General features: G+C 64.5%; 13 protein-coding genes. 7 read left to right on the top strand and 6 right to left on the bottom strand.

The window, feature by feature from the left end; genetic code table 11:
* Nucleotides 1–7: 7 nt before the first annotated feature.
* From J2R76_RS05005 to J2R76_RS05015, 3 genes are read right to left on the bottom strand one after another with little or no spacing between them, the layout of a single operon-like run.
* Complete coding sequence (locus tag J2R76_RS05005) at nucleotides 8–1,984, bottom strand: glycosyltransferase family 2 protein (RefSeq protein WP_253590048.1); 1,977 nt, start codon at nucleotides 1,982–1,984, stop codon at nucleotides 8–10.
* Nucleotides 1,984–3,207 carry a hypothetical protein gene (locus J2R76_RS05010; RefSeq protein ID WP_253623782.1) on the bottom strand — a complete coding sequence of 408 codons (1,224 nt, stop codon included), beginning with the start codon at nucleotides 3,205–3,207 and terminating at the stop codon, nucleotides 1,984–1,986. The genes J2R76_RS05005 and J2R76_RS05010 overlap by 1 nt, the downstream gene beginning before the upstream one ends.
* On the bottom strand, nucleotides 3,204–4,556 hold the full coding sequence (locus J2R76_RS05015; RefSeq protein WP_253623783.1) for an HlyD family efflux transporter periplasmic adaptor subunit: 1,353 nt from the start codon (nucleotides 4,554–4,556) through the stop codon (nucleotides 3,204–3,206). Before J2R76_RS05015 ends, J2R76_RS05010 begins: the two co-directional genes overlap by 4 nt.
* A 580-nt stretch (nucleotides 4,557–5,136) precedes the next feature.
* Here J2R76_RS05015 and J2R76_RS05020 point away from each other — a divergent pair.
* From J2R76_RS05020 to J2R76_RS05040, 5 genes are all read left to right on the top strand, one after another.
* The gene (locus J2R76_RS05020; protein ID WP_253623784.1) at nucleotides 5,137–6,780 is read left to right on the top strand and encodes an acyl-CoA dehydrogenase family protein; all 1,644 of its coding nucleotides are present in this window, start codon (nucleotides 5,137–5,139) and stop codon (nucleotides 6,778–6,780) included.
* 128 nt (nucleotides 6,781–6,908) lie between these two features.
* Complete coding sequence (locus J2R76_RS05025) at nucleotides 6,909–7,679, top strand: CPBP family intramembrane glutamic endopeptidase (RefSeq protein WP_141341898.1); 771 nt, start codon at nucleotides 6,909–6,911, stop codon at nucleotides 7,677–7,679.
* A 66-nt stretch (nucleotides 7,680–7,745) separates the two neighbouring features.
* The gene (locus J2R76_RS05030) at nucleotides 7,746–8,489 is read left to right on the top strand and encodes a CPBP family intramembrane glutamic endopeptidase (protein WP_057020779.1); all 744 of its coding nucleotides are present in this window, start codon (nucleotides 7,746–7,748) and stop codon (nucleotides 8,487–8,489) included.
* 214 nt (nucleotides 8,490–8,703) lie between these two features.
* On the top strand, nucleotides 8,704–9,915 hold the full coding sequence (locus J2R76_RS05035; protein WP_253623785.1) for an ABC transporter substrate-binding protein: 1,212 nt from the start codon (nucleotides 8,704–8,706) through the stop codon (nucleotides 9,913–9,915).
* Between the two features lie 268 nt (nucleotides 9,916–10,183).
* Nucleotides 10,184–11,386, top strand: a complete 1,203-nt coding sequence (locus J2R76_RS05040; protein WP_256520381.1) for a GNAT family N-acetyltransferase — start codon at nucleotides 10,184–10,186, stop codon at nucleotides 11,384–11,386.
* Nucleotides 11,387–11,430: 44 nt separating this feature from the next.
* Here the strand turns inward: J2R76_RS05040 and J2R76_RS05045 are convergent, their stop codons facing one another.
* The 3 genes from J2R76_RS05045 to J2R76_RS05055 all read right to left on the bottom strand — a co-directional run bounded on the left by J2R76_RS05045 (nucleotide 11,431) and on the right by J2R76_RS05055 (nucleotide 13,808).
* A complete protein-coding gene (locus J2R76_RS05045) occupies nucleotides 11,431–12,357 on the bottom strand; it encodes an AEC family transporter (protein ID WP_253623786.1) in 927 nt (308 codons plus the stop codon).
* Between the two features lie 2 nt (nucleotides 12,358–12,359).
* A complete protein-coding gene (gene ruvX, locus J2R76_RS05050; RefSeq protein WP_253623787.1) occupies nucleotides 12,360–12,842 on the bottom strand; it encodes a Holliday junction resolvase RuvX in 483 nt (160 codons plus the stop codon).
* A gap of 75 nt (nucleotides 12,843–12,917) precedes the next feature.
* Nucleotides 12,918–13,808, bottom strand: coding sequence for a LysR family transcriptional regulator (locus J2R76_RS05055; RefSeq protein ID WP_253623788.1), 891 nt, complete (start codon nucleotides 13,806–13,808; stop codon nucleotides 12,918–12,920).
* Between J2R76_RS05055 and J2R76_RS05060 the strand changes: the two genes are divergently transcribed.
* Nucleotides 13,750–14,913: a nitronate monooxygenase family protein gene (locus J2R76_RS05060; RefSeq protein WP_256520382.1), complete on the top strand. Its 1,164-nt coding sequence runs from the start codon at nucleotides 13,750–13,752 to the stop codon at nucleotides 14,911–14,913. The two genes, J2R76_RS05055 and J2R76_RS05060, sit on opposite strands and share 59 nt — an antisense overlap.
* A 152-nt stretch (nucleotides 14,914–15,065) precedes the next feature.
* Nucleotides 15,066–16,145 carry a nitronate monooxygenase family protein gene (locus J2R76_RS05065; protein ID WP_076834440.1) on the top strand — a complete coding sequence of 360 codons (1,080 nt, stop codon included), beginning with the start codon at nucleotides 15,066–15,068 and terminating at the stop codon, nucleotides 16,143–16,145.
* The last annotated feature ends 320 nt before the right edge of the window (nucleotides 16,146–16,465 follow it).

The raw sequence follows: 16,465 nt of genomic DNA on the forward strand, positions 1-16,465 counted from the left end.
GCTGGTCCTACGCGCCGATAAACCCGCGGCGCAGCAATCCGCCCAGCACACCGCGAAGACTGGCGACGGCGGCGATGTTGCCGTGCGACGCGCTGAACAGCCACACCACCAGACGCTGATACTGTTCGGCGCTCGGCTCAAGCCGCGCCAGCACGGTTTGGCGGGATCGCGAGACCATGGAAATGTCGGTCCACCCCAGCTCCTCCAGGTGAATTCTGTAGCGCCAGCCGGCAAGCTCAAGCCCCTCGCCCGACCGACCCGAGAGCCGCACCGAGTCCGGTGATATCGCGAGCAGGCGGCACGACAGGATTTTTCCTTCGCCGAAGAGCCAGACCAGTTCGTCCGTCTCGAACATGTGACCGGAGCGAGGCAGCTCGAAGCAGACCAGGAACGCGATGAAGGCGATCAGCATCGCGATCGCCGCCCACAGCATGTTGAAGAAATCGAGCGAGGAAATCTCGCTGGCGCCGTACGGGGAGACGTACGCCCACACGATGCTTGCGGCGGAGCTTGCCGCGATCAATCCGAAAATGGCGGCGAGTTTCCAGTGGATGCGCGGCGCCGATCGATCACCTCCCTTGTCGGTGATCTTGAAGGGACGTCCGAACGGCTTGACGATAGCGCTGAGCAGCGTTGCGGTCACCGCAAAGCAGGTGACGGCGTGGGTGGCCTCCATGAACAAGGGCAGCGTCCGCGCGCGCGATATCCAGCTCATGTAGATAATCTGTCCGAGCAGCGCCGGCATGCCATAGCGCAGGAAGGAATGATAATCGGCTTCGAACGCGGGCAGCCCGCCGAACCAATAGATCGTCGGTGCGATCAATAGCAGCACCATGAAGGGTTTGGAGAGCCAGTTCAGCACGCCGTGCACATAGTGCCAGCGCTCGGTGAAGCTGAAGCCGCGGCCGAACAGCGGTCCGTTGCGCAGCAGGGCAACCTGTATGGTGCCAAGGCACCAGCGAGCGCGCTGAGTGACATATTCCGGGATGCCTTCGGCCGAAAGTCCGAAACTGAGCGGCTCGTTCAGCCAGACCGTGCGATAGCCGCGCGCCAGCATGGTGTAAGTGAGGTTGATATCCTCCGAGATCGCCTGTTCGGGAAAGCCGCCGATCTCGTCGAGCCGGTCGCGGCGAACGACGAAGGAGGTGCCGACGCAGAACGCGCAGCCCCACGCATCCTTGGCGGGTTGAAAGACGTCGAAGAAGAAGCGTTGATCGTCGACCCAGCTCTTCTCAGCCAGGAGATTATGCTGGATCGGATCGGCGTTGTAGTAAAACTGCGGGGTCTGCACGATCGCAACCTCCGGATCGGACAGCAGCAGGCCGACCGTGCGTTTCAAGAAGTCACGCCGCGGCGCGAAATCCGCATCGAGCACCAGAATGACCGGCGCGGCGGTCGCACGGCCAGCCGCGGCCAACCCGTTGTTGAGGTTGCCGGCCTTGGCACCCCTGTTGTCAGGCCGCGTCAGATGGCGTGCGCCGACCCGCTCGCAATAGTCCCGCAGCCAGTCGCGTCGCGTGTCATCGAGAACCCACACCGTCACATTGGCATAGTCGAGCGCCAGCGCGCCCAGGATCGAGCGCTGGAGGATTTCGAGCGGCTCGTCATAGGTGCAGATGAAGACGTCGACGGCGGGATCGCGATTGTCCGCGGCCAAAAGCTGCTGGGCGGCGTCGGCCTGCGCGGTGCGGTCGGTGCTGCGGAACAGGATGACGATCGAGATCAGCGTGTAGAGGATCGCGAGCAACTCGAACGCAATGAAGAGCCGCGGCCAAAGACTTTGCGCCGATAACTCGAACGGCGGCAGCGTATCGCTCCATCGCCACAGCGCATACATGACGAGAAGGGCCGCCGTGGTCGTCCCGAACAGCGTACGGTGGCTGGCATGCGACGGCTCCAACAGCCGAGCCATGACCAGAAGCCCGAGCAAAATGCCGACGTCGATGGTCAGGACTGACACGATATCCGCGGCGGATGGGAACATTAGCGTATCCTTTTGCCGGTGAACGGATTCCAGCCGGTTTCGGCCAGCGCGGCCCACGCCGTCGCGCCGAGATGCGGGCGGCGGTAGTAGAAAAAGTCGGGATCGCCGCCGCTGGTCGGATCGATCGATAATCCCGTCGTCAGCCGCGCCGGCCGTGACGCATTGAGCAGGCCGGACGACGTCTGGTCCGCCTTCAGGTCTGCCAGCAGTCGATCGCTCTCGTGTAGGTCGCCGCTGATCCGGTAGGCCAAGGCCGCCTGCGCGGTGCCCTCCACCCAGAGGCCGTCGCGATCGCCGTTGAAATCGAAACCGCCGTCGACCCCGAGCCGCGCTTTTGCGAAGCCGAGCGCGCTCTTCCATGCTGCGGGCGATTCAGGCATCGCCATCCACGGCCAAAGCTGCGCGTCGAGCGCGAGCAGGCCCTCGTCCGCGAGGCTGCCGTCAGGCTTCGTCCCAAGCAGGAAGTGATCGCCGCGAAAGGCGCGATCGAGCAGCCGCCGCGCCTGTCCTGCCGCGCTGTCGTATTTCCGTTCGCCAGTCAGGCGGAACAGCCAGCGAGCGGCGGCGTGAACGTCGGCGTTGTGCTCGGTCGACATCCAGGTGAGCCTGACCTGCTTCGGATCGTAGCCGTGAAAGCCGCCGTAAAAGCCATTTTCGGAAGCGGTTGCGCCGATCATCCAATCGACCAGGCGCTCCGCGTCGGCGAGATATCGAGGATCGTGGGTTGCCTGATGCAGCGTCAGCAGTGCCAAGGCAGCCCAGGCGACGTTTCCGGTCGAGGTGCCGTCCTGCGCCGGATCCTCCGCCCAGACCCTGGCATGTCCGTCCCACCAGCCCGGTAGATCGGGAATAGGCTGGTTCACCGCGCCGGCACGATAGGCATTGCGCACACGGCCGTCATCGAAGCTCCGGTCGTTGCCTGCGGCGCGGCTGAGCGCGTTGCTGATTGGCCTTGCATCCGACACGTTGCCGCAGGCAACAAGCGCAATGACGGCGAGCGCATTGTCGTAGACGAACGCCGTCGTGGCGAGACCCGCGGGAAGGGCCGCTTCATCCTCGCCGGACTCATAGCTGCGGACGAAGACCGCGTCGGCCGCGCTGCTGTGCGGCGCGACCGCCTTTTTCAGCCCGGCGCAGAACGTGCTTGCGGTTTGCGCCGTGTGGCCTGCCGCCGGCGCGCCCACGATCGCCGCGCACAGCATCATCGCGATGGCCGATTTCATTGCGATACGAGGGCACGAGTTCCGGGTGGTGGTTCGTTGTCGTCGGCCTTCGGCTGCGGCGGCTCCGAGGCATGGAAAGCGTCATGCAGACGAGCGATACCGGCGCGCCGGGCATCCGCATCCGGCGGCGTCTTCTGCGCGGTATCGGCGGTGCCTGCGTCGCCGCCGATCCACGACGCAACGTAGTGGCCGAGCCGGTGCCAAGTGACCGACATCGAGGGGACCACACCATTCTCGCGCGTCACCGTCACCCATTGGCCGACCGGACAGGCGGACGCGTCGGCGGTCCCCGTTTGCTGCACCGGTCCGCCGTCGCCTGCCTGGTCCGGCGTGATGATGGCGTAGAGTTCGCGCCGCTCGGTTTGCGGGAACGGAACGGCAAAGCGCTCATCGGCTTTGTCGCTGGTCTTCGGTACGACCGCAGTGACGACGCCGGACCGCAACGAACTCCCGTCGATGCGAACGCGGGTGCCGGGCATCATGCTCTGGCCCTGCCGGTAGGAAAAGATGGCGACGACAAAGCGCTTGTCGCAGTCGATGACGGAGCTGATAGTATCACCGGCGCTGACATGCCGCCCCATCGCGGCGCCGACGCTCGAGACCTTGCCCTGGCCGCGCGCGACGACATCGGCATCCGCCAGCGTCGCCAGCCTGCGCGTTTCGGCGTCGATCAGGTGCTCGAGATCGGCAAGCACTGCGGCTTGCTGCTTTTGCTCGATTTTCATCCGCGTGGCGTCGAGATCGATGTCCCTGCGCTTCTGGGCCAGATTGTTGAGAGCAACCAGTTCCTCGCCGACATAGATACCCCTGCTCAGGGCGTTGAGCTGTGCCATCTTCTGATTCAGCTTGGCGGCCTCTGCGTCCGCACCATGTATGGTCGCGGCATATTGCTGAGTTGTCGGCCGGAGCATGTCGTTACTCGCGGCATTGCGTGTCACCATATTGGTCTGGCGGTCGACCAGGGCCTTCTTTTCACCGCTCGCGGCGTTGGATTGAGCAACACGGGCGCGAAGCTCCTCGATCCGCGACTGTAACTGACCCTTGAGCTGGCTGGTCTGATCAGCAATCTCGCCATCGAGGGACGAAACATAGTTGAAGTCCGATTCGTGCTTTGCGCGCGTCGCATCGAGCTTCTGCCGTGCGTCGGACGCCTTTTCCTGCAACGCGATCAGCGTCCCGCGATCGATCCTTGGATTGCTGATCCGCGCCAGCGTTTCGCCATCGCGGACGTCCCGGCCCGGAAGCACCGTCAACAGGCCGACTTCGCCGCTGATCGGCGCGGTCAAAAGCGTAACGGGGGCGTTGACCACGGCACGATCGGATTGATCCGCAACGATCGGCGGCGTCACCGCGGTGAGCATCAGGACAGAGAGCAATCCGGCGACGCCGATGGCGGATATTCTCAGTATTCCGGGATGTTTCCGCACAGTACCGCGCGTTTCAGATCTATCAATCATCAGTTCTCTCTCGGTTGGGAGGGCCTAAAAGAGCGCGTCTTGGTGATTGGTTGCCTGTTTTTCCCTGCGCATGGCTAGGACTGCAACAACGCAGAGCGCATTTGGTTGCTGCAGAAACCGAGCGGAAAACCTGCAGCAGGAGCGGCGGACGCACGGAGGAACGGGTGAACGGCAGCCCGGATCGCCGGTTCCGGCCGTACGGCGGCGGCTGATGATAGCGGACAGCCCAAGGGGCGTCCGTTGATGGGCCCTGCTGCGATATCGCCCCGCGATCGGAGCGGACATCGGCTGCGCGGACCCCGATAACCCCCGATTCACCAGCACGCGGCCGAATGCGCATTTTTCGCTGCCCCGCGTCGGCTCGCAGGCTTATGATCCTCCGATTCCATCGCGCCGCGGCTGGCCCGTGATCCCGGCCGGAAGAGGCCGGTTGTCCCGGCCGCATGCGTGCAGACCAGTTGCCGAGGAGACCATGACGCAGGCTCCGTTTGCCACCCACGACGTCTTCAACCAGTCGCCGCCGTTCGAAAATGTCGACCTGTTCACGGCGGATGTGCCGCTCGCCGCGGCAGTCGCTGCCAATGGCGGGGCGGCGGCAACGGCGGAGCTGTCGGATTTTGGCAAGCATTGGGGCTCGGACGCGATGGCGGAGCGCGGCCGCATCGCTAACGAGAACACGCCGAAGCTGCGCTTGTTCGATGCCAGGGGCAATCGCCGCGACGAGGTCGAGTTTCATCCGGCCTATCACGAGCTGATGGCGCACTCCGCGCATGCAGGCGTGCACAACTCGACCTGGAGCGCCGACGGCAAGCCGGCCGGCGGAGCGGCCGAGGTGGTGCGTGCGGCAAAGTTCTACATCGCTTCCCAGGTCGAGACCGGCCATCTCTGCCCGATCACGATGACGCGCGCCTCGGTCGCGGCGCTGGCCTCGCAGCCGGACATTCTGGCGAAGACGATGCCGGTGATCGGAACGCGCGCCTACGATCCCACCTTTGCGCCGTGGTGGACCAAGCGCGGCATGACCCTCGGCATGGGCATGACGGAAAAGCAGGGCGGCACGGATGTGCGCGCCAACATGACGCGCGCCGAGCGCGACGGCGGGGCCTGGCGCATCACCGGGCACAAATGGTTCATGTCGGCGCCGATGTGCGACGCCTTCCTGGTGCTGGCGCAGACCATGAATGGGCTGAGCTGCTTCTTCATGCCGCGCTTTGCGTCCGACGGCACGGTCAACGCGATCCACTTCCAGCGCCTGAAGGACAAGCTCGGCAACCGCTCCAATGCCTCGTCGGAGGTCGAATTCCACGGCGCTTATGCCGAGCTGATCGGCGAGGAGGGCAAGGGCATCCGCACCATCATCCAGATGGTGCAGCTGACGCGGCAGGATTGCGCGATCGCATCCGCCGGGCTGATGCGCTCGGGGCTGGCGCATGCGCTCCATCACGCGCGGCACCGCAGCGTGTTCCAGAAGCATCTCGCCGACCAGCCGCTGATGCAGGCGGTGCTGTCGGACATGGCGCTGCATGTCGAGGCGTCGATCGCGCTGGTGATGCGGCTCTGCCGTGCCTTCGATCACGCGCCGGCCGATGCGGGCGAGGCCGCCTATATGCGGCTGCTGACGCCGGCGATCAAATACTGGACCTGCAAGAGCGCGCCCGGCTTCCTCTATGAGGCGATGGAGTGCCTCGGCGGCAATGGCTATGTCGAGGAAGGCATTTTGGCGCGCCATTACCGGGAGTCGCCGGTCAACGCGATCTGGGAGGGGTCCGGCAACGTGATGTGCCTCGACGTGCTGCGCGCGCTCGGCCGCGAGGCCGATGCCGCGCTCGCGGTGCTGCGCGCGCTCGCCAAGGAGACCAGGGGCCTGCCCGGCGCCGCTGAGGCTGTTGCCTCGATCGGGCAGTCGTTCCGGCGGCCGGACAGCGAGCGCGTCGCGCGGCTTGCGGTCGAGCAGCTGGCGCTCCTGGCGGCAACCGCGGCGCTCAACCAGGTCTCGCCGAAAAACGCCGAACTGTTCGCGGTGACACGGCTTGCCGAACGCCACGCCGGCATGTACGGCGCGGTGGACTTATCCGATGCCGATCAGCGCGCGCTGCTGGCGCGGGCGCTGCCATGACCACATTGACCACCGTCATGCCCGACCTTGTGCCGGGCATCCACGTCTTTGCTTCGACAGGGCAAGGAAAGACGTGGATGGCCGGGACAAGCCCGGCCATGACGAATTGATAGAGCCGAGGTTCGCTGATGGATTCTCTCACGCCGCAAGACGCGACTGCCGCGATCGAACCGCCGCCGCTCCCCCCGCGGGTCTGGAAATTCTGGGGCACCGCGCTGTGGGGCCTGTTGATCTTCGCCGCGATGTTCGTCGGCCAGGTCACGGTCATCGTCTGGCGCATCGTCGCGCAGGGCGGCGAGGTGTCGACGGCCGGCATCACTCATGTGGTCGCCGACGGCCTGACGATCTCGCTCTCGGTCCTCGCCGGCCTGCCGATGGTGCTGCTGGTGCTGTGGTTCGCGATCCGCCGGACCCGGATCCCGTTCGCCGATTACCTCGGGCTGCGCGGGACGTCGTGGAAGAACGTGATCATCGGCATCGTCGCGCTCGTCGTGCTGGTCGGAGCCTGGGACATGGTGTCCCGCGCCGCCGGCCGCGAGGTGTCGCCGGGCTTCATGGGCGACGTGCTGAAATCGGCGCAGGAGCACAGTGCACTGTGGCTCCTGGTGATCGCCTTCGCCGTGGCCGCGCCGCTCTGGGAGGAACTGTTCGCACGCGGCTGGCTCTACCGCGGCTGGTCGGAATCCGCGCTCGGACCCTATGGCGCGATCCTGCTGTCGTCGATCGTCTGGACGGTGATGCACCTGCAGTACGACTGGTTCTTCCTCTGCCAGGTGCTGACGATCGGCCTCCTGTTCGGCTATTTGCGCTTCCGCACCGGCTCGACCTGGCTGACCATCCTGCTGCACGGGCTGAACAATTTTGCGGCGACGATCCAGACCTGGTGGCTGGCTGGCTGAGAGTTCCCTATGCTAGGTTGAAGCTAGGCCCACCTTCGCTGCAACGTTGTTGCAGAAGAATCCCATATGTCGAACTTCGAGAATGCCAACGCGCCGGTCCCGGCTTCGGCGAAATCGCCGCGGGTATGGGATTTCCTGGAGACGACGCTTGTTGGCCTTCTCGCCTACGGCGCGTTTCTTCTGACGGGAGGGCTCGGTGTTCTTGTCCTTATGCACGCGCAGTATGGGACAATCCCGATTGCTCAGGTCGGGCTCGAGGGACGCTGGCAGGGTGCAGGTCTGGTGCTCGGAAGTCCAGCCGCTGTTGCGGTGCTTTGGGTCGCCGTCCGCAAGCTCGATCGGGGCTTTTCCGAGTACCTTGCGCTCAATTGGCCCAGTTCAAGAGAGCTTTTTCTCGCATTGGCCATCGCGGCAGTTCTGCTGATTGTGGAGAGCTGTTTTCTAGCTTTCGTAGGAGCAGACACGAGTTGGGCTGCTCCCAATCTGAACGTGCAGGGGCGGGTTGGCTTGCTCACCTTCCTGATCGGCTGCTGCTTGGCCGCGCCGATCATGGAGGAGTTTGTCTTCCGCGGCTTTTTGTTTCGAGGATGGTCGCAGTCCTTCCTCGGACCAGTCGGTGCCATCGTCTTGACATCACTGGTTTGGGCTCTCAACCACACGCAGTACGATTGGTCCTATCGTTTTTGTCTATTCATTTTCGGCCTCGCTCTGGGCTACTTTCGTTGGCGCAGTAATTCGACCTGGCTGACTGTGATCGTTCACTCGGCCTTGAACATAGTCAGCTGCTTCATGATAGGCCCTTACGCTTAACGCCCCATCGCGACGACACGATCGGCATCGTGATGGCCGCCGGAGCCGTCTGTAGCGCGATGATCCGGAACAAGCAGTGGCGCATCGCCGCCCATTGGAAGGCTGACGAAGGGGATGCCAGCATCCCGTCCGAGTGCTATGATCTAGATCAATGAATGAGCGCGGGCCGGACTGAAACCAGGCAGCGGCGGCTGCCGTCGTGCGAGCTCTTCTCATGGCTATCTTGATCCGAGCACTCCTGGCCGGCGTCGTCGCGCTGGCGTCTCTCGGCGCCATCACGCAGCAGGTGCGCGACCAGGGCGTTACCGACACCGAAATCCGCATCGGCAATGTCATGCCGTATAGCGGCGCGCTGGAGATTTTCGGCCAGATCGGCAAGGCGGAAGCCGCCTATTTCGAGATGATCAACGAACGCGGCGGCATCAATGGCCGCAAGATCCGCTTCATGTCCTATGACGATCTGTCGGATCCCTCCAACGCCATGGATCTCACGCGAATTCTGGTCGAGACCGACAATGTGCTCTTGATGTTCGGTTCGTTCGGCACGCCGGGGAATCTCGCGGTGCGGAAGTATCTCAACGAACGCAAGATCCCCCAGCTTTTCGTTGCTTCCGGCGATCACGAGCTCAGTGAGCCGGCCTCCTATCCGTGGACCATGGGCTGGCAGCCTTCGTATCGCGAGGAGGGACGCATCTACGCGAACTACATCCAGGCTTTCTATCCCGGCAAGAAAATCGTGGCGCTTTGGGAGAATGACCAGTTCGGGCGCGAATTGTTCAAGGGACTGGTGCAAGGGCTGGGCGACGTCGCCCACAACATCAGGGTCGACATCGCCTATGATGTCGACGATCAGCACCTGGACGGCCACGTCTCGATCCTGAAGCAATCGGGTGCCGAGGTCTTTGTGTTTGCCGGAGTGCCGGAAAATGCCGCCAAGGTGATCCGCGCGGCGGCTGACCACGGCTGGCGGCCGGTGTTCGTCGTGAACCAGATGGCGTCATCGATCGAGACGGTGCTCAAGCGGGCCGGCACGGAGAATGCGACCGGCGTCATCACCGCCGCGTTCCTGAAGGATGCGAGCGATCCGGCCTGGAGAGCGGAGCAGGGCGCCTGGTACAGCTTCCTGGACAAGTACACCAAAGCCGGCGGCAAGGATGACGCGGCCGCAGTCTACGGCTATGCCGCCGCCGAAACGATGGTCGAGGTGCTCAGGCAATGCGGCAACGACCTGTCGCGCGAGAACGTCATGAAGCAGGCTGCGGCGCTCAGGGATTATCAGGCGTCCGCCTTGCTCCCCGGCATCAAGATCAACACCGCTCAGTTCCGACCGGTCGAGCAATTGCGGTTGCTTCAGTTCGATGGCCGTAGCTGGCAGCCGATCGGGGATGTGCTCGATACGGCGTTCGCCGGTTCGACCGGGAAATAGCGGCGATCAACATAAGCCTACGAGCCGCGCGCAATTGTTGCGGGCCTTCGCTCTTGCTGAAGCGCAAGGGCGAGTTGTGGTGCTACGTCGCTGGGACCGGCGGGCCGGTCTATTGCGGGAGGGCGCGCGCCGCTCGGCGCCGACGGGGCCTCGAAAGAGACGCAACTTCGAAAGTAATGACTTGTTGCGCGAATGGCACAGGAGGCCGCGGCCAAATCAGGTACATTGATACTGTATTGAAAGACTTTTCATCACCCGGAGCATTGCGTTGGCGTCAGACGCAGTCAGTCTGGCTGATACAACAAGCGTAGCGGACGGGGCGGCTGCTACAGCGCCGTTTCGCGTAAAGATCGTGACGCGCGACGAAATCGCCGGTTGTCCCGCTTGGGAGGCCAGTTTCGCCGACCTGCGCAAGGATCACCGCTACTACGAGATACTGGAGGATACGCTCCGTGAGCGTGTCGAGTACCGGTACTTCGCGATCATCGACCGGGCAGGCTGTCTCCATGCCGTCCAGCCGTTTTTTCTTCTCGACCAGGACGTTCTCGAAGGACTTGGAGCGCAATGGCAGCCGCTGCTGGCGCGCATCCGAGGGTTCGTTCCCGGGTTTCTCAAAATGCGAACCCTGATGGTCGGATGCTTCGCCGGTGAAGGGCATCTTGCCGGATCAAGCACGGTGCCGTCCGGCAAGATCGCCGAGATTCTTTGCGGCGAAATCGTCACGCTCGCCCGATCGTGCGGGGCGCAACTCATCGTCCTGAAGGAATTTCCTGCGCGCTACCGGCCGGTGCTGGATTGCTTTGTCGGGCGCGGCTTCGCCCGTGCGCCGAGCATGCCGATGACGGCGCTCAATATCGAGCACGACGACTTCGATGCCTACATGCAAAATGCGCTGCCGCGATCGGCACGCTGGCAGCTCCGCAAGAAATTCAAGGCAACCGACGGTGAAACCATAGCTCTTACCGTCACCGACGACGCAAGGGATGCCGTCGACGAGATCTATCCGCTCTACCTGCAGGTCTTCGATCGCTCGAAATTCCGTTTCGAGAAACTGACAGCCGACTATCTCCGCCGGCTCGGCAGTGACATGAAGGACAAGGTCCGCTTCTTCATCTGGCGCCGTGGCGGGAAGGTGATCGCCTTCAGCCTTTGCATGGTCGAAGGCGACAGTCTGTTCTGGGAGTATGTCGGACTCGACTATGCTGTCGCACTCGACCTTCATCTTTATTACTACACCATTCGCGACATGATGAATTGGGCGATCGCCAACGGTTACAGGTGGCTCCGAAGCACGGGTCTCAGCTACGAACCGAAATTCCGGATGCGGCATGATCTCGATCCGCTCGACCTCTATGTGCGGCTTCGCTCTCCGCTTCCGAACGCGATCTTCAGGCTCCTGTTGCCCTGGATCGTACCGGCCCGCTATGACAAGATCTTGCGCAAATTCGCGAACTATCGCGAAGTCTGGTAGCGACCGATTGCGCGGCGATATTCAAGGCCGATCGGGTACGCCTTCTAAAGCCCCACCGCGGCAATCACGATCGGCATCGTGATCGCGGCCAGAATTGTCTGCAGCGTGATGATCTGGGCGAGTAGCGGCGCGTCGCCGCCCATCTGGCGCGCCAGCACATAGGCTGACGGCGAGGTCGGCACCGCGGCGCAGGCCGCGACGATGGCGAGATTGGAGCCGGTGACGCCGAACCACATCGCGAGCGCGACCGTCAGCACCGGCATCAGCACGAGTTTGAGCACCAATGCCGCGCTGGCAGCGAGGCTGGGCCGGAAGATGCCTTCCAGATGCAGCCCGGCCCCGGTGACGAGCAGGCCGATCGCCAGCGACGAGCCGCCGAGCGCGTCGGCGACGTCATACCAGATCTGTGGCAGCGGGATGTGCGCGACATTGATGACGAGCCCGATGACGCAGGCCCAGATCAGCGGGTTCTGCACGACAGTCATCACGATGGCGCCGGTCGAACGCTTCTCGGACGTGGCATATTTCGCCAGCACGGCGACGCTGAACACATTGACCAGCGGGATGATCGCGACCATCGCGACCGAAGCCAGGGCAAGGCCTGTGCTGCCATAGAGATTGCGCGACACCGAAAGCGCGACATAGGTCTGCCAACGGGTCGCGCCCTGGAAGATCGAGGTGAAGGCGGGGCCGTCGACGCCAGCGCGCGCCAGCGGGCCGCGCAGCGCGAGGCAGAATAGCGACATCACCAGCGCCGCGAGCAGCAGCGCGCCGCCGACGCCCGCGACCGGCACCGTGGTCAGGTCGGCCTTCACCAGGGTCTGCACCAGGAGCACCGGGAACAGCACGTAATAGGTCAGCCGCTCCAGCCCGTGCCATTGCGTATCGAGCGGCATCAGCGTGCGCTTGAGGACGAAGCCGAGCACGATCAAGAGGAACACCGGCAGCAGCGCCGCGATCACCACGGCCATGATCAGCGCTCCCCGCGCAGCTTCGCGAGCCGGTCCAGCGCACCCTGCAGGATGAAGATCGCGGCGTGCTCGTCGATCACCTCGGCGCGGCGGGCGCGGCTGACGTCCATCCCGATCAGCTCGCGCTCGACCGCCGCAGTCGAGAGCCGCTCGTCCCACAGCCCGATCGCAAGGGGGGTGAGGCCGGCGAAGTTGCGGGCGAATGCCCGGGTCGATTGCGCGCGCGGCCCCTCGCTGCCGTCCATGTTGATCGGCAGCCCGAGCACGAAGCCTGCGGCGTTGCGCTCGGCCGCGATCGCGAGCAGCCGTGCCGCATCGACCTTGAACTGCTTGCGCTGGATGGTCTCGACGCCGGTCGCCAGCCGCCGGTCCGGATCGGAGACGGCAACGCCGATGGTCTTGGTCCCGAGGTCGAGGCCGACAAGCGCGCCGCGGTCGGGCCAATGCGGTGCGGCTTCGATCAGGGGAAGGATAAGGGCGGGCATGGCCTTGCGCTTAGCACGCAGTCGCGCGCCGAGGCAAAGCCCGGCGGAGGGCGGGCGTCCATGCGAAAATGCCGATCAGGCGGCGATCACCCGATCGTCGCCGGGAAGGCACGCGGCCAGTCCCTGTAGCGCGCTGTACTGATGCGCGGTGCGGCGCTGGATGAACAGCGTCTCGACACGCGCGTGCTGTGGCTCGAGCTTGTGGATATGGATGTCGCGCTGGACGTGGTCGCGCGCGACGACGGCGCGCGGCAACAGCGTCACGCCCATATCGGCGGCGACGCAGCCGACCATGCCGTCGAGCGTGCCGAACTCGAACCGGACGGCCGACGGCCAGCCGAACTCGGTAAACACCTGTTCGAGACGCTGCCGGTAAGTGCAGCCGGTGCGGAACACCAGCGCGGTCGGGCCCGACTCCGGCGTGCCGGCGCGCAGGGCGGCAAGCGATTTCCAGCGCTGCGCGGTGACGAGCACCAGTTCCTCGGTGAAGGCTGACGTCGCGATGAGTTCGGCATGCTCGATCGGGCCGGCGACGAATGCGCCGTCGAGCGAGCCGTCGAGCACGGCGGCGACGAGATCGGCGGTCGGCGCGGTGCGCAAGGTCAGGCGCACCGCCGGATAACGGCGATGAAACTCGGCGAGTAGCGTCGGCAGCCGCACCGCGGCGGTGGTTTCCATCGAGCCGATCGACAGCGGACCCTTCGGCTCGCCATCGTCGCGCGCGGCGAGCACGGCTTCGCGCGACAGCGCCGCCATGCGCTGCGCATAGGGCAACAGGCGGCGGCCGGCGCCGGTCAGCGACATGCCGCGGCTGTGGCGCTCGAACAGCGCGGTGCCGATCTCGGCCTCCAGCGCCTTGATGCGCTGGGTGACGTTGGACTGCACGGTGTTGAGCTCGTCAGCGGCCTTGGTGATGCCGCCGAGGCGGGCGACCGTGGAAAAGGTGAGCAGGTCGGTCAATTCCATCTGGGACCACCGTTTCAAATCAGAGATGGGAGCGTTCTCTAGTATTCATTTTCACAGAATGTTAGCCCGACCTAGTCTGATTGTCCACAAACCCCGGAGGAACGCCATGTCGATCGACACGCCGCTGACTGCGCTTTTGGGAATCCGACAACCGATCTTGCTCGCACCGATGGATGTGGTCGCGGGCGCGAGGCTCGTGACTGCGGTCAGCGCCGCCGGCGGCCTTGGCATTCTCGGCGGGGGCTATGGCGACCGGCCTTGGCTCGAGCAGGAGACGGCGAAGCTCCGGAAATCGACGACCCCGTTCGGCATCGGCTTCATCACCTGGAGCATGGCGAAGCAGCCGGAGGTGTTGGACGTCGCGCTTGCAGCACAACCGCGCGCGATCATGCTGTCGTTCGGTGATCCGAAGCCGTTCGGACCGCGGATCAAGCAAGCCGGTGCGCGCCTCATTTGCCAGGTGCAGGACGAAGAGATGGCGCAGGACGCACTGGATGCCGGCGCCGACGTCCTCGTCGCGCAGGGGACCGAGGCCGGCGGTCATGGCGCGTCGCGAACCACTCTTGATGTCGTGCCGGCGATCGTTGATCTCGCCGCGGGGCGTGTCCCGGTGGTTGCCGCCGGCGGCATCGCGGACGGCCGCGGTCTTGCCGCCATGCTGATGCTCGGCGCCTCCGGTGTGCTGCTCGGCACACGATTCTACGCGAGCCAGGAAGCCGAGATCGCTGACGAAGCGAAGCGGCGGGTCTGTGCCGCCAAGAGCGGTGAGACGGTGCGTGGCATCGTCTTCGATCTGTCACGCAACAATGTCTGGCCGGCTCCGTTCAACGGGCGCTGTCTCGTCAACGATCATGTCCAGCGCTGGACGGGACGTGAGGTCGAATTGCTCCAGAATGTGAAGAAGGTTGCCGCCGACTATGCGGAGGCCAAGGCGCGCGGCGATTTCGACGTCGCCGCCGTCATCGCGGGCGAAGCGGTTGGGCTGATCCACGACGTTCCGCCGGCGGCCGAGATTGTCGACAGGATCACGTTGGAGGCCGAACAGATTCTGCGTGGACGTCGCAACTCCGTGCTCAACCCTGCGCAGGCGCCGGCTCCTGCCTGAAAAGGCGTGAATCGGAACGCGCATCGCATAAGAGACTTGAATCCGTAGCGATCGGTGATAGTTCCGCTCGCTGGCTTTCGTATCGAACCGACCCTCTCCCTTTTTGCGGAGAGGGTTCAAAACCAACAACAACCAGTTCAAGAGCAAGAAGAATGTGGCCTGATCGACGTCTAACTGATCTCTTCAAAACCGAATTCCCGATCGTACTGGCGCCGATGGCGGGCGTGATGGATGCGGAGCTTGTCATCGCAGCCGCAGAGGGTGGCGCACTCGGCTCATTGCCATGCGCGATGCTATCGGCCGAGAAGACACGCGAGCAGGTCAATATCATCCGTCAGCGCATTTCGGCGCCCGTCAACATGAACTTCTTCTGCCACACGCCGGTCGAGACCGATCGCGCGCATGAAGCGACATGGCGGCAGCTGCTCGCGCCTTACTATCACGAGCTCGGCCTCGATCCGGATGCGCCGATCAACGCGGCGAACCGCGCGCCGTTCGACGCGGCGTTTTGCGCCGTGGTCGAGGAGCTGAAGCCCGAGGTGGTCAGCTTCCATTTCGGCCTGCCGGAGCCGAAGCTGTTGCAGCGGGTGAAGGCGGCCGGTGCGATCGTGATGTCGTCGGCGACCACGGTGAAGGAGGCGATCTGGCTGGAAGAGAACGGCGCCGATGTCGTCATCGCGCAGGGCGCCGACGCCGGCGGCCATCGCGCCATGTTCCTGACCGAGAATATTTCCGAGCAGCCCGGGACGTTCTCGCTGTTGCCGCAGGTGGTCGATGCGGTGAAGGTGCCGGTGGTCGCGGCCGGCGGTATCGCTGACGGGCGCGGGATCGCGGCGGCATTCGCGCTCGGCGCCGCGGCCGTTCAGATCGGCTCGGCCTATCTGCGCTGCCCGGAATCCAAGGTAACCCCGCAGGGCCGTGTCGCGCTGGCGCAAGCGAGCGACGAATCGACCGTCATCACCAATGTGATGACCGGACGCCCGGCGCGCGGCGTCGCCAACCGCGTGATGCGCGAGGTCGGGCCGATCTCGCCGGACGCGCCAGCGTTTCCACACGCCGCGACCGCGCTCGGACCACTGAAGGCGGCTGCCGAGAAACAGGGCAAGGTCGATTTCACCAATCTATGGGCCGGGCAGGCAGTGCGGATGGGCAAGGAGATGCCGGCCGCCGAATTGACCCGCGCGCTCGCCGGCGCCGCGCTGGCGCGGATGGCGGCTCTGTCTCAGGCCTGACGCGCGGCCTCGTTCAGACCAGGCAGGCCACGTAGAGGATCGCGACCCCCAGCGCCGTGCCGATCGACCAGAGGGCGGGGTCCCAGCCCTCCGGGCGGAGGCTGCCGTTGAGCATTGACATGACGCGCTCCGAACTTTTCTGTTTGGTGGAGTAGGCGCCGTGAATGTTTCGGGACGACTTCGCGGTGGCCGCGAACTGGTTTCGTCGTGCGTTTCGCAGCCGGAATGCGTGGCAGGGTGTCTTGCCCGGTCGCCGGATGGGCGCAAAGCCCCGTTGGGCGGGCAAATTCGCGCGGTTGCGGCGCAAAACCGGCCTCTGC

This window comes from Bradyrhizobium sp. USDA 4532 (assembly GCF_024171315.1).
Lineage (GTDB): Bacteria > Pseudomonadota > Alphaproteobacteria > Rhizobiales > Xanthobacteraceae > Bradyrhizobium > Bradyrhizobium australafricanum.

Coding starts and splice junctions, on each gene's coding strand:
- J2R76_RS05035 (WP_253623785.1), top strand. CDS start 8,704: ATGGCTATCTTGATCCGAGCACTCCTGGCCGGCGTCGTCGCGCTGGCG.
- ruvX (WP_253623787.1), bottom strand. CDS start 12,842: ATGCCCGCCCTTATCCTTCCCCTGATCGAAGCCGCACCGCATTGGCCC.
- J2R76_RS05020 (WP_253623784.1), top strand. CDS start 5,137: ATGACGCAGGCTCCGTTTGCCACCCACGACGTCTTCAACCAGTCGCCG.
- J2R76_RS05065 (WP_076834440.1), top strand. CDS start 15,066: ATGTGGCCTGATCGACGTCTAACTGATCTCTTCAAAACCGAATTCCCG.
- J2R76_RS05055 (WP_253623788.1), bottom strand. CDS start 13,808: ATGGAATTGACCGACCTGCTCACCTTTTCCACGGTCGCCCGCCTCGGC.
- J2R76_RS05010 (WP_253623782.1), bottom strand. CDS start 3,207: ATGAAATCGGCCATCGCGATGATGCTGTGCGCGGCGATCGTGGGCGCG.
- J2R76_RS05005 (WP_253590048.1), bottom strand. CDS start 1,984: ATGTTCCCATCCGCCGCGGATATCGTGTCAGTCCTGACCATCGACGTC.
- J2R76_RS05030 (WP_057020779.1), top strand. CDS start 7,746: ATGTCGAACTTCGAGAATGCCAACGCGCCGGTCCCGGCTTCGGCGAAA.
- J2R76_RS05025 (WP_141341898.1), top strand. CDS start 6,909: ATGGATTCTCTCACGCCGCAAGACGCGACTGCCGCGATCGAACCGCCG.
- J2R76_RS05045 (WP_253623786.1), bottom strand. CDS start 12,357: ATGGCCGTGGTGATCGCGGCGCTGCTGCCGGTGTTCCTCTTGATCGTG.